We start from the raw sequence: 23,710 nt of genomic DNA on the forward strand, positions 1-23,710 counted from the left end.
GGTAAGTTTCTTTACAATTTCGTGTTTTTCATTAAATTAGGGTAATTATGAAAACAAATCCTCTTGTAAAACTAAAACTTATAATAGGTATTTGTATAATTTTAATGGATTTTGAAGGATACAGTCAAAACTTTAATTATGCAAGTGCTTCAGTTGAAAATTTGACTTTTTCCGGAGAAACATTGCCAATTCGGCGTGATGTTGGCGGGAGTTTTTATGGAACACCTCATTGGATATCTGATGCTGAAGAACAAATGCCTGTAGCCTATGTCAGTGGCAATGCAGCACGAGTAAACGCTTACCTTAATTTTACCTGTGAAAACGCACCTGATTCAATTATGGTGAGAGGAATAGGTCCTGAAGGAATGAATTTTCAGCCCAGAAAGTTACCACTCACGGCAACAGGTGATGATTCTTACTCTATTTATTATCCTTCGACAGAGGCAGATGTTTTGTTTACTGAAAATGTTTCTCGATTCTTTAAACCATTTTCGATAGGGTGGGATATCTCATTTGACAATGGAGGAACATGGAGAAATGCAGATACTACCAAAAATACTGTTTATGTCACACACAAAAGTCCGCAAGCCGAGGCAGGTCACTTTAAATGGTACCGTTCAGTTTATGATATCAGTTGTAGAAATGCAAATGAAGAATCTTCAGAAACAGCTATAATTGCCGCCGTGTGGAATGAGTTTGGAGATCAGGTTGTTTTGAATTATAAAGGTGATAGCTTGCAATATTATGGTACTAAAAACACGAGTAACACAAATTTAGGAGCATTATTAACTTATAAAAATGCGCAATGCTATACGTTTGCACAGCTGTTTTTGTCTTTAATTAAAATTCAAGGAATTATTCGTACGAATAATTATGTTTATATCACGCCTGTTTATTCCACTTCATGCGGGTATTCGGTCAATCGGTTTTTAGTGAAAAATTGGAGTTTTGCGGCACCGACGGGAGAGGGATGCCCTGCATATCCATATGAAAATACGTATACAACCTTAATCCCATATCCTTATACTGATTATAGTTTTATTACGGCAGATGTAACAGACGGGATGGGAATTCCTGGTCCTAGTTCACCAAATCCAAGCTCGTATTTTAACAATCATCAAATCGCCTTAATTGACGGGGTTTATTATGATGCTTGTTATGGCGTATCTTTTGATAGTGTAGAAGATATACCGTTTGAAGCTTTTGATGGCTGGGGTTTTAGATATAACAGTGGAGGAGTCACGCATGCGCGTTTTACAAATGATATGGGGGCGACGGAATTGTCTCAATCGATTACAACATTTTAATGAAAAAGAAAATTTACATATTTATATTTTTAGTTTTTAATCTATCAATTATAAAAGCAGCTGATATTGAGCGAAGAATTATTATTGAAGATGGAACATTTTATTATACAACCGTTGATGATTTGCATCAAATGACAACCTTATATAAAGGTGCAGTATCTGATCCTGTAAAGTTGGCTAAACCTCTTGCGATTCCCGTTGGAAGAAATTTAAGTGCTCAGCTCAATCCATTAGCATGGTATGTGAAAGATGATTTTTTCTATGGAATAAATTTTATAGATCATAGTTTAAATGATAGGAATGAGTCAATTAAACAAATCCCATTGGCAGAAGTTGAGCCATGGTCAACCAAAGCATCAAGTGTGGAATCTTTAATTATGAAAAGTGTTGATTACCCGATGTATACCCTTAACAGGCCTTATGTCGAATTAGTAAAACAAACTAAATTTTTAAATCATTTTTATTTTGATGCAATTTGGGTTCAGAGTGCCTACTATATGGTGATATCCAACAATAATAAATTGTATTATTGGGTGTACGAAAATAATAATTGGAAAAAGATCAGTGAAGATGAATTAGTTATTGAAAATTTTTTCAGTTTGTTCTCTGAGAAAGGCAAATTGGGGTTAATTACAGCAGGAGGGAGTGTTTTTTATTTAGGAGAGAAGGGAATTGGAAATGCAATTGAAGAATTAAATGATTTTAAACTATCAGAGCACATAATAGTAGAAGATAGAGATCAGGATAAAAATTTCTTGATTGCTGAATCATCTTTAAACATGGAGCAATCTTTAAAAGAAATCATAACGAAAAACGGAATTGAATTAAACTAAATTCAAAAAATCATGAAAAACATATTATCATACATTTTATTTGGGTTGTTTGTATCACCAAATTTGTTTGCAGCTGATGTTGAGGCGATGGTCGTTAATGCGGATGAGGATGAAGCAAATGGACAAATTGACCTTACATTGAATGCGGGTGTTGCACCTTTTACCTTTTCATGGGTAGGACCAGATGGTTTCACATCAACGGATGAAGATTTGTCTGATTTATTGCCTGGTATTTATACTGTTACGGTACAAGATAAATTTTGTGGAATTGCAACGTTGGAAGTTGAGGTAGAAGAAGAACCAAAAACACATGCTAATATTGAGGAAGCCGTTCTTGATGATTTATCGCTATACCCAAATCCAACAACTGGTTTTTTTGTTATTCAAACTCCTTTAGATGTTGAAGTGGTTGTTTATAATGTTTTTGGATCAATAATCGTACAGGGATATAATAAAAAGCAAATCGATTTAACAGGTCAATCCTCCGGGATATATTTAGTCCAAATTAAGAGCGATCAAGGCACGATAACACGAAAATTAGCGCTCCAGTAAGCGTCATTTTTTATACAGATAAAACGATAATTAAATAAGGGTTACGTACAACTATTGATTTTCAGCTTTGTAATAAGCTTAAATGATTCAATAATTAACCCGCATTTATGTATCGTAAACAATTTCTCTTGGCTAAAATTAGTCCAGATGATGAAAACTTGTCTTTAACGGACAAGTTTGAAGAATATCAGCTGTATCTTGGTTCAGATTCAGAATATACAGTACTTGAAGATTCACAAAATAAAATTGGCTTAATCGGCAATTTATATGATTGGCAAAATCCAGAAGACGCCAATAAAAAAATACTGCATAGACTCTTAAAATCAAATTCTCTCGATCAGCTTTTACAAAAATTAAATGATTATGCAGGTGAATTTGTCATGATACTGCGTACTAGCAAAGATTTAGTTATTCTAAATGATGCAACAGCTCAAAAAGAAGTATATTTTGAAACGAATTTTGAGTGCTTTGGTACGCAACCAAAGTTATTAGAAAAAGTTGTGTGTTTAAAGGATTATGAATCTAAAGAAGCTAAATCATTTTACAAGTCCAAAGAATTTGAACGGCGGCAGATTTTTATTGGTGATCAAACCCACAAATCAAATGTTCGTCATTTACGAGCAAATCATTATTTATCAATTAGAAAAAAAGAAATGATACGCTTTTTTCCAAAAGCGTGTATCCCACAATTGACGCCTCAAAAAGTGGCTACAATAGTTTCAAAACGCCTAAAAGGTACATTAGTGTCAATCGGTATGCGTAAAAAATTGAAATTGGGTATTACAGGAGGTTACGATAGTCGTGTACTGCTCATGGGTAGCTTAGGGATTGAATGTAGTTATTATGTGTCTAAATACGGATATATGCATAATAAACATTTTGACCTTGTTATACCGGAAAAACTGACCGGTTTATTAAAGATAAATTATAAGGTAGAAGATGGATTGGCATACAGCTGTAATAAGGATAATTTTAATTATCTCAATGATATTGAATTCCCGTCATTCGTGAGAGTGAATAAAAACGAAAATGATACGGTTTACATTAACGGTAATGTAAGTGAGGTCGCACGGAATTATTACGGTTATCTCAACAATGCTAAGGCCAGTGATTTAAGTGTGTTAACTGGATATTCGCCTTGCGCTGTAACAATAGCTTGTTATCAAGATTGGTTAAATAATCAATCATTGTTCAAGAAGATGGGGTATCATTATTTAGATCTTTTTTATTGGGAAGAGCGGATGGGGAATTGGGGGGCTAAAGCCCGGTCAGAATATTATGCTTTAAACAGAGATATTGTTTCTCCTTTTAACTCAAGAGGACTACTTAGTTTGTTATTGTCGACAAAACGTAAACATAGAGATTCTCATTTTAATACCTTATATCAAGAAATATTGTGGGAACTTTCTGGTCATGACAAATCAATTCAAAAAGTCCCCATAAATCCAAGTAAAAAGCAAACAATAATTAAAACGATGAAACGACTTAAACTGTATAATCCCTATAAGTTTTTACAGGTTAAGTTAAGGCTTTAAATTAATAAGTAGTTTTAAACTATAAGTGACTTAAAAATTCCGTTACGTTTTGATTAATTCGATTCTCGATATCTTTTACATCAGCCTTTACAAATGTTTCTCCAGTAATTTGCTCATATAACTCGATGTACCGTTGACTAACAGTCTCAACAAAATCATCGGGCATATCAGGAATAGTTTGGCCTTCTAAGCCTTGGAAATTGTTGGCAATTAACCATTCGCGTACAAATTCCTTTGACAGTTGTTTTTGTTTTTCACCTTTTGCCTGTCTACTTTCATAACCATCAGCGTAAAAATAACGAGAAGAGTCTGGTGTATGAATTTCGTCTATTAAATATATTTCACCATTTTTTTTACCAAATTCATATTTGGTATCAACAAGGATAAGGCCGCGTTCAGCAGCAATTTCTGTTCCCCTTTGAAACAATTCTCGCGTATACTTTTCAAGAAGAATATAATCCTCTTCAGAAACTATACCTTGTCCTATAATCTCTTCGCGCGAGATGTCTTCGTCATGCCCTTCCTCTGCCTTAGTTGCAGGAGTAATAATTGGTGATTCAAAACGATCATTTTCTTTTAAACCATCAGGCATTTCAACACCGCAAAGAACTCTTCGTCCTGCTTTATACTCACGGGCAGCATGACCAGCTAGATAACCTCTAATTACCATTTCTACTTTAAACGGCTCGCATTTATGCCCAACAGCTACACTGGGATCTGGAGTGTCAATCAACCAATTTTGAACAATATCCTCAGTAGCTTTTAAGAATTTTGCGGCCAACTGGTTTAAAACTTGCCCTTTGAAAGGAATGGCCTTTGGAAGAATGTAGTCAAATGCGGAAATTCTATCGGAAGCCACAATAACCAAATGATCATTGTTAATTGAATAGACATCCCTTACTTTTCCGTTGTATACAGCTGTTTGTCCTGGGAAATTAAAGTTTGATTCTTTTATTGCTTTCATGATTAATTTTTAGCCAATGACCTAGTCGTCTTTTAAGGCGTGAATAATTTTTTTAACTAATTTATGTCGAATTACATCATTGGCTGATAACTCAACGACTTCGATTCCTTCAATGTCACTCAACTTATTAACGGCCATGATCAATCCTGATTTTTGATTTCTTGGTAAGTCAATTTGAGTATGATCACCAGTTATAATAAACTTGGCATTTCTACCCATCCGAGTTAGGAACATTTTCATTTGATTGACAGTGGTGTTTTGCGCTTCGTCCAAAATCACAAATGCTTTATCCAAGGTTCTACCTCTCATAAAGGCTAATGGAGCAATTTCAATTACACCGTGTTCGAGATATTCGATTAACTTTTCGGCAGGAATCATGTCTCTTAATCCATCAAAAAGGGGCTGTAGATAAGGATCTAATTTTTCCTTCAAATCACCTGGTAAAAAACCTAAATTTTCTCCCGCCTCAACGGCCGGTCGAGTCAAAACAATTCGTTTTACTTCCCGATTTTTTAAAGCTCTTACAGCAAGCGCGACTGATGTATAAGTTTTTCCAGTACCTGCAGGGCCAACAGCAAAAACCATGTCGTTTTCATAAGATGCTTTTACGAGTTTTCGTTGATTTGCGGTTTTTGCTTTAATCAAGTTACCTCCATTCCCATGAACAATTGTGTCCCCATAGGATTGGTAAGGAATTTCTTCGGTTGATTGAAGCATTAATGTTTCTATGTGATTTTCAGAGAGTGTATTATATTTATTAATATGTGCGACTAATAAATCTAATTTTTTCTCAAACTGTTCAATGACCTCTGTTTCGCCAATAACCTTTATGGTATTTCCACGTGAGATTAACTTCAACTTTGGAAAGTAGGTTTTAATTAACTTTAGTTTTTGGTCATTCACACCGAAGAGGTCCACAGGGGAAATTCCGGCTATCTCAATAGTTTTCTCTTGCAAAATGTTAATTAATTATAATTGTTTAAATGTGTAGAGTTAAAATTAAAACTAATTTTGGGTAAAATTAAAAATTTCTGACCGAACGTGATGCACTTCTTGTGATTTCGTGATTGAAATGATGACTTTAACATGCAGATAGTTACATTGACAACAGATTTAGGGCTAAAAGACCATTATGTCGCTTCATTGAAAGGGCAACTCTATGCTGCTCTTCCAGATGTTCGTCTTGTTGATATTTCGCATAATATTAAACCCTTTAATATTGCCGAAGCGGCTTTTTTCGTCAATAATATAATTCGTGATTTTCCTGAAGGAACGATTCATTTTATTGGCGTTGATGCTTTACCGATGATTAGTATTGGTAATCCCGAAAACAATTTATATCCAATCATTTTAAAGCTTAAAGGCCACTATTTTGTTGGATGTGATAATGGCGTTTTTTCCCTATTAAATGAGTATCAAAATGCTACTGAAATTATTAGAATTGATGATTTTAGTTCTAAATTTTCTCTGCGCTTTCCAACTCGATACATTTATGTACCAACCATAGAAAAAATAGCTAAAGGGGTAAATTTAAAAGATATCGGGGAACCTATTCAAACTGTCAAAAAAGTATTTACTACTCAGCCAATCGTTGAACAAAACCTGATAAAAGGTAGTGTTATTCATGTGGATAAATATGGAAATGTGATAGTCAATATCACTGAAAAACTGTTCAATGAGGTGGGAGTTGGAAATCCATTCACGATCTATTTTAAAAACTCGCAATATTTTATTGAAAATATTTCAAAAAACTATTACGAGGTGCCTACTGGAGAAAAGCTAGCTTTGTTCAATGAGTCTGGATTTTTAGAGATTGCGATCAATAAAGGAGTGGTTGGAAATGGAGGAGGAGCAGGCTCTTTACTCGGCTTACACGAAGGTGATGTGATTCGAATGGAATTCCATCCAAAAGGATCAAAAGATAGCATTGACGCTTTATTTCCAAAATCAAATTATTAAGTATACGCTATGGGCATTCAACGAATTGTAAAGATGACGTTCAAGGAAGAACATTGTATGGATTTTGAAAACTATTTTGAATCAATTAAAGATAAAGTAGCCGGTCAACCAGGATGCTCAGGAGTGAAGCTTTTAAAAGATGTTGCTGAAAACGGCGTTTATTTTACATACAGTTATTGGCAAAGTCAGTCAGATTTAAATGCGTATAGAAATACAAGTCTTTTTGGTGCTGTTTGGCCAAAAGTTAAAAAGTGGTTTGCGGATAAACCTGAAGCTTGGAGTACACAGGTTGTGACCACTTCTAATTCTGAAAATTAAAGTTCCAGATACTAATGCGTGAAATAACCACCTTTTTCTAGGTGGCTTGAGATTCTTTGACCTAATTTATAAGTCTCTAGGTTTAAATACGGGTGATTTTTTTTAAAAAAACAGTTTAAATGCTGTTTTTTAAGCCTGAATTGTCGCCGATATTTGTCTCATTAGATTTAACGCAAGGAGGTCGCTGAAAATCCTTTAATCGAGTAGGCAGCTGTAGATTTTAAAGTTGTAGGATTAAAATCAATTACAGCGAACCGAGATGGATGAGTAGGGCCATCTCGGTTCACTTTTAGTTAGGTGTTTATTGAACGTTAGAATCTAAGAGAACCCAAACTCTATTATGTAAAAGGTTCAATCATTTGTAAAAAAAAATCCGCATCAGTGATGATGCGGATTTTTGTTATTATATGCTTTAGATGATTATCCTACAATCTCGTCTGCAGAAAAATGAAAATCACACTCGATAGCTGCGTTCTCATCAGAGTCAGAACCATGAACTGCATTTTCAGCTTTTGACGTGGCAAATTGTTTACGAATCGTTCCTTCCTCTGCTTCTGCAGGATCAGTAGCTCCAATTAACTTACGAAAATCGGCAACAGCATTCTCTTTTTCAAGAATCATCGCAACGATTGGTCCGCCCGACATGTATTCAACTAATTCACCATAAAAAGGACGCTCTTTATGAACAGCGTAGAATTCTCCGGCAGCCTCTTTTGTAAGCTGCTTTAATTTCATCGCTTTAATTTTGAAACCTGCCTCTATGATCATATCAGTGATCTTTCCAGTGTTTCCCTGAGCCACAGCTTCGGGCTTAATCATTGTAAATGTTCTGTTTGTTGCCATTGCAATCTCGTTTAAATTTTTTGGCAAAGATAAGTATCACATATTAAACATGAAGAAAAAAAATAGAGTAAATTTTTAGTCTTGTCTAAAAAAATAGTTAATTTTGATGTTAATCTATTTTTTACCTGGTTTAAATTTGAATGAATGAGTAAAAAATTGAAAACCAATAAATGAACTGAAATGGCAAGTTTGTCACAAAGCGAAGAAAATTATTTGAAGGAAATTTTTCATCTTACTCAATTACAAAAAGAGAAAGTTTCAACCAATAGTTTAGCTTCTCGTTTGAATACAAAAGCTTCTTCTATCACTGATATGTTGCAAAAATTAGCAGAAAAGCAACTTGTACAATACATTAAATACAAAGGCTGTTCACTAACTGAGAACGGTGAAAAAATTGCTGTTCAAATCATACGAAAGCATCGACTTTGGGAAACATTTTTAGTGAATAAATTGAATTTTGGCTGGGATGAGGTTCATGAGGTAGCAGAGGAGTTAGAGCATATCGATTCTGTCAAGTTGGTTGATTCATTAGATCAGTTTTTGAATTACCCGAAATTTGATCCACATGGTGACCCAATACCGGATAAAAATGGAAAAATTCCTTACCGCAAAACGAAAATGAAACTGGTAGATGCTGGCATTCATAAAAAACTGGAAATTGTGCGAGTTAATGAGGATGAAATGGGACTTTTGAAATACTTGGAAAGGCAAAATTTACAGTTGGGAACCAAGTTAGAAATCATTGAAAAATTTTCATTCGATGATTCAATGTTGGTGAGAACAGAATTAGACACAACCATCAATTTGTCCAAAAAAGTGACAGAAAATATCAGTGTAAAAATTGTAGAAAATTGAACGTTATGAATAAGTATTTTGGATGTATATTAATTCTAATATTATCGTCGGCGTGTAGGTTAGAAGAACAAACCTTCACCGGACCAATGCATATTGTTGTAACGACAGGTATTATTGAAGATGGAGTTGAACGAATTGTTGGTGATAGTGCTGAGGTATCTGTTTTGATGGGGCCTGGAACAGATCCGCACTTATATGCCCCAACACCTGGAGACATAGAGTTATTGGACGAGGCTGATGTAATCGTATCAAACGGATTACACTTGGAAGGTAAGATGGCTGAAATGCTGCAAAAATACAGTCAAGAAAAGCCTGTAATTGAGGTTGCTGAAGGAATTGATGAGAAGTTGTATCGAAAATCTGCTGATTATGCCGATGCTTATGATCCTCATATTTGGTTTAATCCAGAAATTTGGAAAAAGGGCCTAGCATACGTGAAAAAGGAGTTGGTTTTATTGGATTCCAGTAAGGCGAATTATTTCAGTGAAAATTATGAAAAATATGCCAAGGAAATTGAGGATATGAACGCTTGGGTAAAAACTAAATTAAATACATTAGATCAAGCGAATAAGGTACTCATCACATCACATGATGCATTTGGCTATTTTGGTGATTATTATGCCGTTGAAGTGAAAGGTATTCAAGGAATTTCTACGCTGTCAGAAGTAGGCTTGCGAGATATAGCTGAAATGGTAGATTATGTAATTGAACGAAAAGTTAAATCAATTTTTGTCGAAACTTCAACCTCTCAAAAGACAGCGCAATCAATTGTTGATGGAGCAAAAGACAAAGGCTTTGAACTTGCCTTGGAAGGACCTTTATATTCAGACGCATTAGGAGAACCTGATAGTGATGCTGGTACTTATATTGGAATGTTTAAAGCCAATGTGGAGATGATAGTGAATGGACTAAATAAAGAGTAGATGAAAGAACAATGTTCAATTGAAGTACATAATCTAACCACAACATATGGCAATACGCCAGTATTGTGGGATGTAGATTTTGAACTCCCGAGTGGTCAGATTATTGGTATTATCGGACCGAACGGTTCGGGCAAAACAACTCTTTTGAAAACTATCATGGGATTATTATCGCCAGCAAGTGGTTACGTAAAGATTTTTGATAAGAATATCGACCAAATGCGAGAAAGAATCGCTTATGTGCCGCAAAGAGAAAGTGTTGACTGGGATTTTCCTGCTAGTGTTTTTGATGTTGTTAAGATGGGGAGGTATCGTAGTAATAACCTTTTTCGTCGTTCAACAAAAACGGATTTAGCAATTGTCGAGGAGTCAATCGAAAAAGTAGGTCTGAGTGACTTTAGAAATCGACAAATTTCTCAATTATCTGGAGGGCAGCAACAACGTGTCTTTATTGCACGCGCCCTCGCTCAAAAAGCAGATATTTATTTAATGGATGAACCCTTTGTAGGCGTGGATGCCGCAACAGAAAATGCTATCTTATCCCTTTTGCAGGAAATGAAGAAAGACGGAAAAACAGTATTAATGATTCATCACGATTTACAAACCGTTTCTGATTATTTTGACTATTTGGTATTATTGAATACACGCTTAATAGCAAAAGGAACACCTCAAGAAGTACTAACTGAAGAGAATTTAAGTAACGCTTATGGTGGTCAACTCACTTTATTAGCTAAAGTAGCTAACTTGATTAAAGAAAACGAATTTCCAATTCGTGAACGAGATGTAGATTTATAGGATTGAAAATGGAAACTTTTTTAGATTTTATTTCATTTAAAGATCCCAATGTATTCTACGTGGTTATTGGTATTTTTTGCATTTGTTCCTCTTCGGCGCTCATCGGTACTTTTGCATATTTGAGGAAGAGAGCTTTAATTGGCGATGCTATTGCGCATGCCTTATTACCAGGAATTTGTTTGGGCTTTCTTGTTGCGGGTGAAAAAAATATAATCTATTTGTTTGCAGGAGCATTTTTAACCGGTTGGCTTTCGACTTTTTTGGTGGATTTTATTGTTAACCGTTCGAAAGTGAAACAGGATGCGGCTATTGGAATTGTGTTATCGTCATTTTTTGCATTAGGAATTGTTCTTTTAACTTATATTCAGAATAGTGGGACCACTGAGCAGGGAGGATTAAATAGCTTTCTATTTGGGCAAGCTGCAGCCATAAATAAGTCTGAAGTTTCACTTTTTGCTGGTATTTTGGTAATTGTAGTTCTAATAATAATTGTTTTTTATCGTCAGTTTTTAATTGTTTCTTTTAATCCGGATTTTGCCAAATCGATTGGACTGAAGGTCAAAACGATTGAGTTTTTATTGACTTCTTTAACTGTTCTAGCTATCGCTTCGGGGATCCAGGCATTAGGAGTCGTTCTTATGTCCGCGTTAATCATAACTCCCGCTGCTGCTGCTCGATTCTGGACGAATAATTTGTTGAAAATGTTATTAATTGCAGTCGGCTTTTCAGTGTTATCGGGATGGGTGGGGACTTATATTTCTTATGTTAATTTTGGAATGCCAACTGGTCCATGGGTCGTTCTTGTGCTTTCAATTATTACTTTGTTATCCTTTGTGTTTTCTGTTAATCATGGGATTTTAGCGCGATTTTTAAAGGCAAGGAAAAATCGCAGGAAGATTCTACATGAAAATATTCTCAAAGCACTATATCAATTGCATGAAAGAGAGGGGAACACTAATGAATTAAACCGTAGATTTAGTCCAAGAGAGCTATTGTCAATTCGATTATTCGATACAAGAAATCTCCAAAATGGCATTCAAAGATTAAAAAAACAGAGTTTATTAAAGCAAGAAGGTGGACTTTATTTTTTGACCAGTCAAGGAGCTAAAGAAAGTAAGAGAATCGTTCGTCTGCATCGTTTGTGGGAGCAATATTTGTTAAAAAGAACTCAGATAGACGCATACCATGTCCATTCAGGAGCAGAAGCGATTGAACATATATTGTCTCCCGAAATTGAAAAAGAATTAATACGCGAATTAGGAATTAGTGGAATACCAGAAGAAGACTTTTAGATGAACGATTTTTGGATTATATTTACCGCATCATTAGTAGCGATAAATGCAGCTCTTTTAGGTTGTTTTCTTGTATTGAGGAAAATGGCCATGGTTGGGGATGCCATATCTCATGCTGTCTTGCCGGGAATTGTAGTCGCTTATTTTTTTAGTGGAGACAAAACTTCGGGTTTATTGCTTTTTGGTGCCACATTAACAGGGGTTATTGCTTCTGCAATTATCGACTTCTTATCTAGGAAAGCTAAAATTCAGGGCGATGCATCCATTGGAATTACCTATACCTTGCTTTTTGCTTTGGGAATGATTATGATTGCATCTGGGGGTGGCAATAATGTAGATTTAGATATGAATTGCGTGCTATATGGGGATATAGCTACCATAAATTTAGACAAAGTAATTGTCGATGGGAACCTCTATATTGGCCCCTATGCATTTTATGTTGAATTGGTAGCTTTTTTTATTATTCTTATTGTTTTATTGGTTGGTTTTAAAGGGTTTAAGTTGATTTCTTTTAATGAGGATTTTGCCAAATCTCTAGGTATAAATACGGGTATTTGGCATTACCTAATGATGGGACTAGTCGCGCTAACAACTGTGGTTGGTTTTGAGGTGGTTGGTGCTGTTTTAGTCGTTGGTTTTTTGATTATACCACCGGCAACTGCTCAACTAATTGTAAATCAACTAAAAAACATGCTAATCGTAGCAGTAGCCTTTGGTGTAGGAGCGGTTATTATAGGTTTTTATGTAGCGTCTTGGTTTAATGTGAGTTATACTGGGGGAATGATTTTAGTTGCAGGAATTAACTTCTTTATCGTACTTTTTTTATCAAATTTTAGCAAAAAATTGAAACTGAAAGCTTAAATTTAGCGTAGGTATTTTTACTTAAGAATTAAAAAGGTACAATTCCATGAAAATTTTGAATCAAGCTTTGCTGATTTTTTTTTGTGCTCCCATCTACCTATCTAGTCAAATTATCAGTCAATTTACCTGGGAAAGTGATCCAGTAACGAATGCAGATATTGGTCCCAATGGAACAAGTGTAAGTCCTTCTGCCATTTCGGATATTAATGGTGCTGGCGGAACAAATGGATTAAATCCAGGGTTACCTAAAAGAGACATTGAATTATTTATTCCCGGTAGTCCTACCTTTGATGTTGAAGGTATTGATATTAGTTTTGATTTTCAACGTGATGAATCGGTCGCTCAGTTTTTTGAACGTTCGCCGAGTCTTTCCATAAATGGCTCTGCCAATTTATCGGTGACTTATAGAGTTGATGATGGAGCAGGGGGGTATACTACCGTCTCTTCAGGAAGTGTTTATTCGATACCAAATGACAATACGTTTAGAACCTATCGATTTTATTATTTACCCGATACAGGCGAAGGAGTCATCATGGTAAACGGAGTAGAGGTATGGTCGAATGATGGTCCTGATGGAAGGAACTTATACTGGACTGGAGCGGGAGACGTTCAGGTTGGCAATGATATGGATGGATCTGGGTCAAATAGAACAACCTTGGATAATTTGACGGTGGCTCGAGTTATAGGATCTCCTTTACCAATCGAATTGATTGCTTTTAACGCAATTCTCTCTGAAACAGCAACCCCAATTGTAACTTGCTCTTGGATTACGTTATCTGAAACAGAAAACGATTATTTTATTTTAGAACGGTCGATTGATGGTAAACACTGGAATCAATTAGCGAAGATTGATGGAGCCGGAAATTCGAATGAAAAGATTGAATACAGCTATATTGATGAAAAGCCCATGAAAGGTGTTTCTTATTATCGCTTATCGCAGGTTGATTTTGATGGAAGTCTAAATGTTAAAGATATTCGATCCGTCAATAATGATCAATCTTCATTTAAATTATATCCTAATCCGAGTTATGATTTTGTTCAAATCGAATTAAAAGAAAATAAAGGATCAACGATTGTTCAAATTTTCAATCCTTTAGGACAAATCGTTTATCAAGAAGAGGTGTCACCAACTATGACCAACTTGTTAACGGTTAATTTGAGTAGCTTTAAAGCTGGTGTATACTCCGTCTTGGTAGACGGAGAGATACAACAACTTATTGTAAATTAGTAGGTTGGTTTTTCTGGTTTATTATTCAGAATCAATTCGATCTGTTCTAAAACATCATTAGTGAGCTTATCTTTAGCCGCAATGGCCTTAAAGTTTTCGGATAACTGACTCAATTTAGATGCCCCTAACATTACAGTGCTTACATGTTGATTTTTTAAGCACCAAGCTATCGCTAATACCGGTAGCGATAAATCAAGTTCTTCCGCAAGTTTCCCCAATTTTTCTACACGTTTTAAGTTCTCTTCAGTAATGTTCTTTTCTCTAAGCCATTCTAATTCTTGTAAGCTTAAACGCGTGTCATTAGGGTCTTGGGCTGAATTGTATTTTCCAGTTAAAACACCAGACGCTAAAGGAGACCAGATTGTCGTTCCTAAACCAACAGTTTTATAGATTTGGTCAAACTCCACCTCTACCTTATTTCTATGCAGCATATTGTATTGCGGTTGTTCCATTGTTGGCCCAATTAAATTATTTTGCCTAGCAATCATATGCGCCTCCATAATTTCCTGAGCACTCCATTCAGATGTTCCCCAATACAATATTTTACCCTGTGTAATTAAATTATGCATACTCCACACAGTTTCTTCAATCGGAGTGGATTTGTCGGGACGATGGCAAAAATATAAATCGAGATACTCCACATTTAGTCTTTTCAATGCTTGGTGACAAGCTTCAACAATATGCTTGCGATTTAGTCCTTTTTGTGTGGGTTTCGAATCTTTTAATCCATTCACACCAAAAAATACTTTACTGGATACAATATAACTGTCTCTTGACCATCCTGACTGTTTTAGAATTTCTCCCATAACTTTTTCTGATGCCCCATTCGCATAAATTTCAGCATTATCAAAGAAATTTACCCCATTATCATAGGCCAAATACATGAGTTCCTTAGCAATATTATCGCCAATTTGTTTCCCAAAAGTTAACCAACTCCCTAGGGATAATTCGCTTATTTTTAAACCTGATTTTCCTAGATTTCTATATTCCATACTATCAATTATCTATTTATTCACAAGATAATTCCTAACACATTGCTATCCTAACGTTTTGGTAGGTTTAAGATTTTTTTAACTGATTCAGTGAATTTTTACAATTTGTTAAAGCACAAATTCTTTTTATAAAATGAAAGACTGAAACCTACTTTTTTTGTGAAGTACTGATTTAAGTCTCGACCGTCTCGAAATCCAAATGCTGTGGCAATATCATCGTAAGTTTCAGCTGATGAGGCTAAAATAATTTTAATTTGTTTGAGTCGTATTTGTTCTATAAAAGATTGCGCATTGATATCATGAGATTCAAGAAATAAATTATTGAGGTATACGGGCAAAATTTTCATTGAATCGGCATAGAATTGTAAGTTTTTTTGTTCTTGATGGTGAACGTTAACCAGTCGTTTGAAACGATTAATAATTTCTTCGTTAGTTACGTTGAAAAAATTCTTGAGAGAATTATATACTTTGCTTTGCTGGGTAATATTTTCCGGCAATTTTTCTATCAATTGTTCGATATAAACACGTGAAACAATATTTTCTTTGTCTATATTACCATTAATTTTAAGTTTGATTTGCCCTTCTATTGCATAGGAGAATGTAAAGCCAATACCTGATTCATCTGTTCCTTTTAATATAATTTTAGCGGTTTTCTGATTCTTATTCTTCCACTCAATTTCAATAATTTCTTTTTTGTGATATTTATTGGGATCAAATGTTAGGGAGTCTCCGTTATTTTCAAATGAAGGCGTTTCGCCAAAAATTGTGTCCAATAACTGAGGAAATTGACCTAGAATTTTTTCCAGTAGCTCATCAATACTGTGATTCCTGATTTTTAAATCGTAATTAGCATAGCTAGGACTGGCAAAATTGTTTGGCTCATTTTCGGTTTGTTTTAAATGGGGATATGGGGTATAATTTGGGGTTAAATCTAGAAGGTTCATGAGTTTTATTTTTAATTCACTCAAATCACTTGTCAGAGCTGAAAATTCAATTGCCCAAAATCCTTCAAGATTATTCTCACAGCATTCGATATTAAAATAGAGTTGGTCATTTTTATAAATTGAGAAAAATGCCCTTCCACCAGAATCCATCAATCGTTCGTCCTTTGAGTGTTGACTCATAAAGTTTAAAAGATAAAAAGAACCTTGTCTCCATTCAATTTTTTTGATGTCCGTGTAAGCACAGTTTGGCGGAACAATGCGATCTTCTGGATGCCATTCTCGTTTTTCCGTTTGTTTCATTTCGCCCAAACCTATGCTGTCCTCAGTTAAAATCTCCGCATTTAAATCTTTTATTCTATTGGTGACATTTTCAAATAAATGTGCCGCCGAAACAGGAGTAAGTAATTTAACTTTAACTTTCTTCATCAGGTAATTGGATATTAGGTGTTACGCTAAACTTAATCAAAAAGTCTTAAGTAAGAAAACGAATAAGGTCGATTATTTAACTTTACTTCTGTCTTTTAAAATTTGCTCTATTGCTTTCAAGTTGGTGTTTTTAGCTCTTAGCAGCAAGAGAAAGTGATACATTAAATCAGCGGCTTCATTTTTGAATAATGTCAGATTATCATCTTTGGCTTCAATGACTAGTTCCACAGCCTCTTCACCAACTTTTTGAGCAATTTTATTTATGCCTTTTTCGTAAAGTTCGTAAGAATAGGAGTTCCTTGCTTTTTCATTTATTCGTTCATCAATTTTCGATTCTAATTCATACAAAAAGCCCTTTGCTGATCTCAAATCAAAACAAGAATTAGTGCCATTGTGACAAGTTGGTCCTTTTGGAAAGGTTAAAATTAATAGCGTATCCGAATCACAATCAAATTTAATCTCAGCAACTCTGAGTACATTCCCCGAAGACTCTCCTTTTGTCCATAATCGTTTTTTTGAACGACTATAGAACGTTACAATTTTATCTTCTATTGTTTTTTTTAAAGCCTCTTCATTCATGTATCCAAGCATTAAAACCTGAAGACTTAGTTGGTGTTGAATTATGACAGGAATAAGGCCGTTTCCTTTTTCAAAATTTAAGTTCATCTTATCGGGATTTTTTCAGTTTTTAAATAGGTTTTTAATTGAGGAATTTTAATTTCCTCAAAATGGAAGACGCTTGCAGCTAAAGCTCCAGTAACATTTGTATTAGCGAAGATTTGTTTGAAATGAACTTGCTTTCCTGCTCCACCAGAAGCAATTACCGGAATGTTAACTTGACTGGATATCTTTTTCAAGTAATCAACTTCAAAGCCCTCTTTTGTACCATCTTTGTCCATTGCTGTAATTAATAGTTCACCTGCTCCAAGATTTTCCACTTTTCTAGCCCAATTAATCGGATTTAGATCAGTCTTTTTTGTCCCTCCATAGGTATAAACAAACCATTGGTTTTCTGTTTTTTTTATATCTATAGCTACTACTACAGCCTGCCTACCAAAAGTTTGGGCAATTTTATTAATCAATGTTGGCGTATTTACCGCAGCTGTATTTAGACAAATTTTATCAGCACCTGATTTTATAATTTCTTCAGCACTTTCCAACTCGTTTATCCCACCGCCAACAGTAAAAGGTATATTAATGTGTTTTGCAATTTTTTTGACAAGTGGAACCAGTGTTTTTCTTTTTTCGATACTCGCTGAAATATCTAAGAATACTAATTCATCAGCATGATCATCAACATATTTTTTTGCTAATACGATGGGGTCACCTGCATCTTTTAAATGATTAAAATTGACGCCTTTTACGGTTCTTCCGTCTTTGATATCTAAGCACGGTATAATTCTATTTTTTAACATATTCTGCTAATTCTTTGAGTGTGATTCGTTCTTCGTAGAGCGCTTTTCCAATAATGACTCCCGCGCATCCAATTGCTTCTAATTCAAAAAGGTTTTTAATTGAGTTGACTCCGCCGCTTGCAATTAATGCTACATCCGTTTTAGCAATAATTTCTTCATATAAGCTAATCGCACTACCATTTAGCATTCCGTCTTGTTCTATGTCGGTACAAATGACTTCTTTGATTCCTTTTGTTTGATAGTGTTCTATAAATTCTATAACATCAATATCAGCGACTGTTTTCCATCCCATTGTGGCGATTTTTCTATTCTTGCAATCCGCACCTAAAATGATTCGTTCCGTTCCATATCTCGAAATCCAACCTTCAAATTCTTCTGGTTTATGCACCGCTACACTTCCACAAGAAACTTGGTTCGCTCCCGCATTGAATGCCAATTCTAAGTCATTAATCGTTTTTATCCCTCCGCCAAAATCAACCTTTAAACTGGTTTCTTCGCAAATTGTAGCGAGTATTTCAAGATTTATAATTTGCTGCGTTTTTGCACCGTCCAAATCGACTAAATGAAGATGTTCAATTCCTGAGTCTTCAATTTTTTTGGCGATTTCTACAGGTGATTTGGAGTAGATTTTTTTCCGTTTATAGTTCCCTTTTTCAAGTCGAACGCATTGACCATTGATGATGTCTATAGCTGGTATTATTTTCATAATTCGAGAAAATTTTTAAGAAGTTGTTCTCCAGTTGATCCTGATTTTTCAGGGTGGAATTGTGTGGCATGATAGTTTTCATTCTTTAATACCGCGCTAAACGGAAGAATATAGTTTGATTCGGCAATCGTATGCTCACAAATTGAAGCATAAAAGCTATGAACAAAATAGAAATCGTCTTCGGATTCAATGTTTGATAAGAATTTTACAGGTTGTTTTTTAATCGAATTCCAACCAACATGAGGCACTTTTCGCAAAGCTGGAAATATATGAACATTAGTGTCAAAAATACCTAAGCCAGGCGTATCACCTTCTTCGCTATTTTTGCAGAGGAGTTGAAGACCTAAACAAATCCCTAAAAATGGTTGATTGATACGTAAAATAATTTCATCTAAACCTTTTTGTTTTAAGTTTCGCATGGCAGAACTGGCCTCACCAACGCCTGGTAGAATTACCTTTGAAGCGTTGAGTATCTCCGCAGGGTTGTTTGTCACAATACTCTCACAGTTCAGACGCCATAAAGCGTTTTGGACGGATACTGTATTCCCCGCATTATAATTGATGATTGCTATCATAACATTCCTTTTGTAGTAGGTAATAAATTAGTGTTGTTCTTTTGAATTGCCATCTTTAGCGCTTTAGCAAACGCCTTAAATACGGCTTCGATTTTGTGATGTTCATTTTCGCCATCAACCTTAATATTTAAATTGCAGAGTGCTGCATCTGAAAAAGATTTAAAAAAATGCGAGAACATTTCAGTGGGCATATCACCAATTTTTTCCCGTTTAAATTCTCCTTCCCAAACGAGTTGTGGTCGCCCACTAAAGTCGATAGCTACTTGAGCTAATGACTCGTCCATAGGGAGTAGAAAACCGTATCTTTCAATACCTTTTTTACTACCTAAGGCTTTATTAATCGCTTCACCTAAACATAATCCAACGTCTTCAATCGTATGATGTTCATCCACTTGTAAATCCCCGGTTACGTTTAGTTTTAGCGTGATTGAACCATGTTTAGTTATTTGTTCAAGCATATGATCAAAAAATCCTAAACCAGTGTTTATAGTAGAAGGGGTAGAACTATCAAGTATGAGGTCTAAATTTATAGTTGTTTCATTGGTTTTTCTGGAGACGCTAGCTTGCCTTGGTCTTGACTTTAGAAATTCATAAATTGCTCGCCATTTTTTTGTTGCGAGTACTGCGTTTTTATGATAATCTCCAATAAATATTCCCTGTGCGTTTAAGTTTAAGGCAAGCTGAATATCGCTGTCTCTATCGCCAATTACAAATGATTTACTAAGGTCGTAATTACCATAAATATATTTGCTTAACAACCCTGTATTTGGCTTTCTGGTGGGTAGGTTGTCTGCTTCAAAGCTTTTATCAATTAGTATTTCAGAAAAAAGTATACCTTCATTTTTAAAAGCTTGAACGATTTTATTGTGAGCGGGTAAAAAGTCTTCTTCGGGAAAAGCGGGCGTTCCTAATCCATCTTGATTAGTGACCATTACCAATTCATAATCCAATTCTTGATATATTCTTGATAGCCAGCTAAAAACACCAGGGTAGAATTCTAATTTTTCAAGACTATCTAGTTGATAATCATTAGGTGGTTCGATAACAACTGTTCCGTCTCTATCGATAAAAAGTACTTTTTTCATTGTAATTCTTTTAAAGTGTGAATGAGTGTTTGATTTTCTTTCGGTGTCCCAATACTCACGCGGAGACAATTTGAAATCTGTGTATTTCTATTTCTTAAAATGATTCCTAATTCAAGTAATTGTTGATAACGTAAATCGGCATTATCCACTTCAATAAGTAAAAAGTTCGATGCAGAAGGGTAGACCTTTTTTACAATTTTTACAGCTGAAAGTGCTAAAGTCAAGTATTTTCGCTCCTGAATGATAGTGGCTATATTTTGCTCTATTTGATCAGCTCGGTTTAAGCCTTCTAATGCTAAATTTTGATTGACATTGCTGATGTTGTAAGGTGGTTTAATTTTGTTTAAATAGTTGATTAATTTAGGATTTGAATAAGCAACACCTATTCTTAAACTTGCCATTCCCCATGCTTTACTGAGGGTTTGAAGAATGATTAACCGATCAAAATTTCGTAAGAATTCGAGGCAAGAATTTTCAGATGAAAAATCAATATACGCTTCGTCAATTACAATCAACCCTCTGAAATTATTGAGTAGTTTTAAGATTGTTTCCTTGGGTATATTGTTCCCACTAGGGTTGTTAGGCGAACAAATGAATATGACTTTTAGAGCAGGGTTTTGTAGAAGAGGTTCCACTTTCTGATAATCAATTTCAAAATCACAATTCAACGGAATTTTAATGGAAGAAACATTGTTTAATGAAGCGGTAACTTCATACATTCCATAAGTAGGAGGGAAGAGCATTATTTTGTCCAGTCCAGGCTCAGCAACAAGTCGTATGATCAGGTCAATAATTTCATCAGAACCATTTCCTATAAATACTTGATTTTCGCTCACTTGTTTGTATTTGGCAAGCCTTTTTTTTAATATATTTTGATTCGGGTCAGGATACCTGTTAAACTGACCAAAAGGACTTTCGTTTGCATCCAAATACAAATCTGCCTTTCCATTAAACTCTTCTCTTGCATTGGTATAGGCCTTCATTAATTTAATATTCGGCCGAATTAAATCTTCAATTTTCATATATCAAGGGTATTTAGGCGGATGGTTACCGCATTTTTGTGTCCCGTTAAACCTTCTGCCTCCGCCATCGTTTCAATGGCAGGGCCAATTGTTTGTAATCCAGCTGGACTTATTTTTTGAAAGGTTATCTGCTTCACGAAACTATCAACAGAAACACCACTATAACTCGCCGCATAACCATTTGTGGGCAGTGTGTGATTTGTTCCACTTGCATAATCACCCGCAGATTCGCAACTGTAATTCCCAATAAAAACAGATCCTGCAGTAATCACGGTTTCAGCAAGCATTTCGGCATTTTTACATGCAATGATTAAGTGTTCGGGAGCGTAGTTATTGCTAAACTTGAAACAGTCTTTTAAATTTTCCAAAACAATGGCTTTACTATTTGAAAGTGCTAGTTTGGCCGTATTTTGTCTGGGAAGTTCGCTTATTTGTAAGTTGATTTCTTTCAAGCAGCGTTCAACAATTGTTTGAAGTGGACTTAGGAGAATCACTTGGCTATCAGCGCCATGTTCTGCTTGTGATAGTAAATCTGCAGCGACAAATTTAGGATTACATGTCTCGTCTGCTATAATTAATAATTCACTCGGTCCAGCCGGCATATCAATTGCAGTGCCGTCCATTTGAACTTGTTCTTTAGCTTTTGTGACATATTGATTCCCAGGACCAAATATTTTTGATACTTTATCTACCTGTAGCGTACCATATGCCATAGCAGCGATAGCCTGTGCCCCTCCAATTTTGTAAATTTTGGTTATGCCAACTCGCCTAGCAGCATAAAGTATAGTCGGATTTATTTTACCAAATTCGTTGGCAGGAGTGCAGAGAATTATTTCTTTGCATCCAGCTATTTTAGCAGGAATACCAAGCATCAATATAGTTGAAAATAAAGGAGCACTACCTCCAGGAATATAAAGGCCAACTTTTTCAATGGCCGTTGCTTTTTGCCAGCAGGTAACTCCAGGTTTTGGACTGATGCGTACTTCTTTCTTTTTTTGAATATGGTGAAAAGCATAGATGTTTTCATAAGCCAATTCTATGGCGTCTTTTAATTTTTGAGGAATAAATTGAGCAGCCAACTCAACCTCTTCAGCCGTAACCTCAAAATTCACATCGTTGAAATTATCGAATTTTTGATTGTAAAAATTGATAGCTGCATCTCCATTTGTTTTCACATCTTTTAATATTTTTAAGACTTTAGGAGCCAAAAGGTCATCCGATATGGTAGGTCTATTGGATAATGACTTCCATTCATCTATATTCGGGTAGAGTATTGTCTTCATTAGTAAACCATTTTATCTATAGGAACGATTAATAAATCTTTAGCACCGGCCATTTTCAGAGCATCAATCACTTGCCAAAATTCTTTTTCTTTGATGACCGAGTGAAGAGAACTCCAGCCCTTTTTAGCAAGAGGTAAGACAGTAGGACTTTCCAAGACTGGTAAGATTTCTGCTACCGCTTCAATTTTTTCATTCGGAACATTTAATAAAATGTATTTGTTTCTTCTGGCGCGCAGAACAGCTTGAATTCTAAAAAGAACTTGGTCAATTAACGCTTTTTTATCTGAATTAACTTTATGCGATTGGACTAGCACTGCTTCTGATTTCAGAATTACTTTCGTTTCTCGTAAGCCATTTTTAAATAAGGTATTTCCAGAACTCACGATGTCACAAATACCATCAGCCAATCCAATATTGGGTGCAATTTCTACGGAGCCAGCAATCGCGTGAATCTCAGCGTTTATTTTATTCTCATTTAAAAAGGTTTTTAACGTTGCTGGATAAGATGTTGCAATCTTCTTTCCTTCGAAGTAGGATAGTTCATTGGTGTCAATTGCTTTTGGTACGGCCAATGAAACTCTACATTTAGCAAAGCCCAATTTCAGCAGAATGGTAATGTTTTTTTTCTGTTCGATTAACAGGTTTTCGCCAATTATACCAATATCAGCTGTACCATCTTCAACATATTGTGGGATGTCAGAGTTGCGCAGGTATAAAAGTTCGATTGGAAAATTTTCAACACTTACTTTGAGTTGATCATTTCCGTTGTTAACATTGAACCCACAATCCTTAAGCAATTTTAACGAGGATTCATTTAAGCGTCCTGATTTTTGAACGGCAATTTTTAGTTTACTCATTTTATTTTTAATGCGCCTGAGTAAACCTTTTAAATGAAAAAACACCATCTGATTTACTCAGACAGTGTTTTTCGATATATTACTTTTTAGCATACCACTTTCACTTTGCCTGAGAGCAAATATGAAAATGATGATGATGTAGT

The 23,710-nt window shown here is 35.2% G+C and carries 25 protein-coding genes; 12 read left to right on the top strand and 13 right to left on the bottom strand.

All coding sequences use genetic code 11. The features are described 5' to 3' along the window. The first annotated feature begins 47 nt into the window (after positions 1-47). The 4 genes from A8143_RS07305 (at position 48) to A8143_RS07320 (ending at position 4,227) form a co-directional block, all read left to right on the top strand. A complete protein-coding gene (locus tag A8143_RS07305; protein ID WP_066757799.1) occupies positions 48-1,307 on the top strand; it encodes a hypothetical protein in 1,260 nt (419 codons plus the stop codon). Further along, positions 1,307-2,140 carry a hypothetical protein gene (locus A8143_RS07310; RefSeq protein ID WP_066757806.1) on the top strand — a complete coding sequence of 278 codons (834 nt, stop codon included), beginning with the start codon at positions 1,307-1,309 and terminating at the stop codon, positions 2,138-2,140. Before A8143_RS07305 ends, A8143_RS07310 begins: the two co-directional genes overlap by 1 nt. Before the next feature lie 12 nt (positions 2,141-2,152). After that, positions 2,153-2,692, top strand: a complete 540-nt coding sequence (locus A8143_RS07315) for a T9SS type A sorting domain-containing protein (protein WP_066757809.1) — start codon at positions 2,153-2,155, stop codon at positions 2,690-2,692. Between the two features lie 107 nt (positions 2,693-2,799). Then, complete coding sequence (locus A8143_RS07320; protein ID WP_066757810.1) at positions 2,800-4,227, top strand: hypothetical protein; 1,428 nt, start codon at positions 2,800-2,802, stop codon at positions 4,225-4,227. Positions 4,228-4,246: 19 nt separating this feature from the next. Here A8143_RS07320 and A8143_RS07325 read toward each other — a convergent pair whose 3' ends face one another. Together A8143_RS07325 and A8143_RS07330 are read right to left on the bottom strand one after the other, a co-directional pair. Further along, positions 4,247-5,191 (bottom strand): phosphoribosylaminoimidazolesuccinocarboxamide synthase, encoded by a 945-nt coding sequence (locus A8143_RS07325; RefSeq protein WP_066757811.1) that lies wholly within the window; start codon positions 5,189-5,191, stop codon positions 4,247-4,249. A gap of 21 nt (positions 5,192-5,212) precedes the next feature. After that, positions 5,213-6,148 (bottom strand): PhoH family protein, encoded by a 936-nt coding sequence (locus tag A8143_RS07330; RefSeq protein WP_066757812.1) that lies wholly within the window; start codon positions 6,146-6,148, stop codon positions 5,213-5,215. Positions 6,149-6,277: 129 nt separating this feature from the next. Between A8143_RS07330 and A8143_RS07335 the strand changes: the two genes are divergently transcribed. Continuing rightward, the gene (locus A8143_RS07335) at positions 6,278-7,150 is read left to right on the top strand and encodes an SAM hydrolase/SAM-dependent halogenase family protein (RefSeq protein WP_066757813.1); all 873 of its coding nucleotides are present in this window, start codon (positions 6,278-6,280) and stop codon (positions 7,148-7,150) included. A 9-nt stretch (positions 7,151-7,159) separates the two neighbouring features. Then, positions 7,160-7,468, top strand: coding sequence for a putative quinol monooxygenase (locus tag A8143_RS07340; RefSeq protein WP_066757816.1), 309 nt, complete (start codon positions 7,160-7,162; stop codon positions 7,466-7,468). Positions 7,469-7,888: 420 nt separating this feature from the next. Here the strand turns inward: A8143_RS07340 and A8143_RS07345 are convergent, their stop codons facing one another. Continuing rightward, positions 7,889-8,311, bottom strand: a complete 423-nt coding sequence (locus A8143_RS07345; protein WP_066757820.1) for a nucleoside-diphosphate kinase — start codon at positions 8,309-8,311, stop codon at positions 7,889-7,891. Between the two features lie 180 nt (positions 8,312-8,491). Here A8143_RS07345 and A8143_RS07350 point away from each other — a divergent pair, with 180 nt between their 5' ends. From A8143_RS07350 to A8143_RS07375, 6 genes are read left to right on the top strand one after another with little or no spacing between them, the layout of a single operon-like run. Further along, entirely contained in the window at positions 8,492-9,166 is a 675-nt protein-coding gene (locus A8143_RS07350; RefSeq protein ID WP_245676485.1) for a metal-dependent transcriptional regulator, read from the top strand. A 5-nt stretch (positions 9,167-9,171) separates the two neighbouring features. Then, complete coding sequence (locus tag A8143_RS07355) at positions 9,172-10,089, top strand: metal ABC transporter solute-binding protein, Zn/Mn family (RefSeq protein WP_066757822.1); 918 nt, start codon at positions 9,172-9,174, stop codon at positions 10,087-10,089. Continuing rightward, complete coding sequence (locus tag A8143_RS07360) at positions 10,090-10,881, top strand: metal ABC transporter ATP-binding protein (protein ID WP_066757823.1); 792 nt, start codon at positions 10,090-10,092, stop codon at positions 10,879-10,881. A gap of 8 nt (positions 10,882-10,889) precedes the next feature. Next, complete coding sequence (locus tag A8143_RS07365) at positions 10,890-12,173, top strand: metal ABC transporter permease (protein ID WP_066757824.1); 1,284 nt, start codon at positions 10,890-10,892, stop codon at positions 12,171-12,173. Then, on the top strand, positions 12,174-13,034 hold the full coding sequence (locus A8143_RS07370) for a metal ABC transporter permease (protein WP_066757826.1): 861 nt from the start codon (positions 12,174-12,176) through the stop codon (positions 13,032-13,034). A 46-nt stretch (positions 13,035-13,080) separates the two neighbouring features. Next, positions 13,081-14,262, top strand: a complete 1,182-nt coding sequence (locus tag A8143_RS07375) for a T9SS type A sorting domain-containing protein (protein ID WP_066757828.1) — start codon at positions 13,081-13,083, stop codon at positions 14,260-14,262. On the opposite strand, the gene A8143_RS07380 is transcribed toward A8143_RS07375, so the two are convergent. The 10 genes from A8143_RS07380 to hisG all read right to left on the bottom strand — a co-directional run bounded on the left by A8143_RS07380 (position 14,259) and on the right by hisG (position 23,567). Further along, positions 14,259-15,254, bottom strand: a complete 996-nt coding sequence (locus A8143_RS07380) for a potassium channel beta subunit family protein (protein WP_066757836.1) — start codon at positions 15,252-15,254, stop codon at positions 14,259-14,261. The genes A8143_RS07375 and A8143_RS07380 overlap by 4 nt on opposite strands. Positions 15,255-15,352: 98 nt before the next feature. Then, complete coding sequence (locus A8143_RS07385; RefSeq protein ID WP_066757838.1) at positions 15,353-16,624, bottom strand: helix-turn-helix domain-containing protein; 1,272 nt, start codon at positions 16,622-16,624, stop codon at positions 15,353-15,355. 72 nt (positions 16,625-16,696) lie between these two features. After that, the gene (gene hisIE, locus A8143_RS07390) at positions 16,697-17,290 is read right to left on the bottom strand and encodes a bifunctional phosphoribosyl-AMP cyclohydrolase/phosphoribosyl-ATP diphosphatase HisIE (protein ID WP_066757839.1); all 594 of its coding nucleotides are present in this window, start codon (positions 17,288-17,290) and stop codon (positions 16,697-16,699) included. Beyond that, positions 17,287-18,039, bottom strand: a complete 753-nt coding sequence (gene hisF, locus A8143_RS07395) for an imidazole glycerol phosphate synthase subunit HisF (RefSeq protein WP_066757840.1) — start codon at positions 18,037-18,039, stop codon at positions 17,287-17,289. Before hisF ends, hisIE begins: the two co-directional genes overlap by 4 nt. Further along, the gene (gene hisA, locus A8143_RS07400; protein WP_066757841.1) at positions 18,026-18,745 is read right to left on the bottom strand and encodes a 1-(5-phosphoribosyl)-5-[(5-phosphoribosylamino)methylideneamino]imidazole-4-carboxamide isomerase; all 720 of its coding nucleotides are present in this window, start codon (positions 18,743-18,745) and stop codon (positions 18,026-18,028) included. The genes hisF and hisA overlap by 14 nt, the downstream gene beginning before the upstream one ends. Then, entirely contained in the window at positions 18,742-19,320 is a 579-nt protein-coding gene (gene hisH, locus A8143_RS07405) for an imidazole glycerol phosphate synthase subunit HisH (RefSeq protein ID WP_066757848.1), read from the bottom strand. The genes hisA and hisH overlap by 4 nt, the downstream gene beginning before the upstream one ends. Continuing rightward, positions 19,317-20,405: a bifunctional histidinol-phosphatase/imidazoleglycerol-phosphate dehydratase HisB gene (hisB, locus tag A8143_RS07410; protein WP_066757851.1), complete on the bottom strand. Its 1,089-nt coding sequence runs from the start codon at positions 20,403-20,405 to the stop codon at positions 19,317-19,319. Before hisB ends, hisH begins: the two co-directional genes overlap by 4 nt. Further along, entirely contained in the window at positions 20,402-21,427 is a 1,026-nt protein-coding gene (gene hisC / locus A8143_RS07415; protein ID WP_066757854.1) for a histidinol-phosphate transaminase, read from the bottom strand. Before hisC ends, hisB begins: the two co-directional genes overlap by 4 nt. After that, positions 21,424-22,710 (bottom strand): histidinol dehydrogenase, encoded by a 1,287-nt coding sequence (gene hisD, locus A8143_RS07420; RefSeq protein ID WP_066757857.1) that lies wholly within the window; start codon positions 22,708-22,710, stop codon positions 21,424-21,426. The genes hisC and hisD overlap by 4 nt, the downstream gene beginning before the upstream one ends. Further along, positions 22,710-23,567: an ATP phosphoribosyltransferase gene (gene hisG, locus A8143_RS07425; protein ID WP_066757859.1), complete on the bottom strand. Its 858-nt coding sequence runs from the start codon at positions 23,565-23,567 to the stop codon at positions 22,710-22,712. Before hisG ends, hisD begins: the two co-directional genes overlap by 1 nt. Positions 23,568-23,710 lie beyond the last annotated feature (143 nt).

The sequence above is a fragment of the Crocinitomix algicola genome, from assembly GCF_001661595.2.
GTDB classification, from domain to species: domain Bacteria; phylum Bacteroidota; class Bacteroidia; order Flavobacteriales_D; family Crocinitomicaceae; genus Crocinitomix; species Crocinitomix algicola.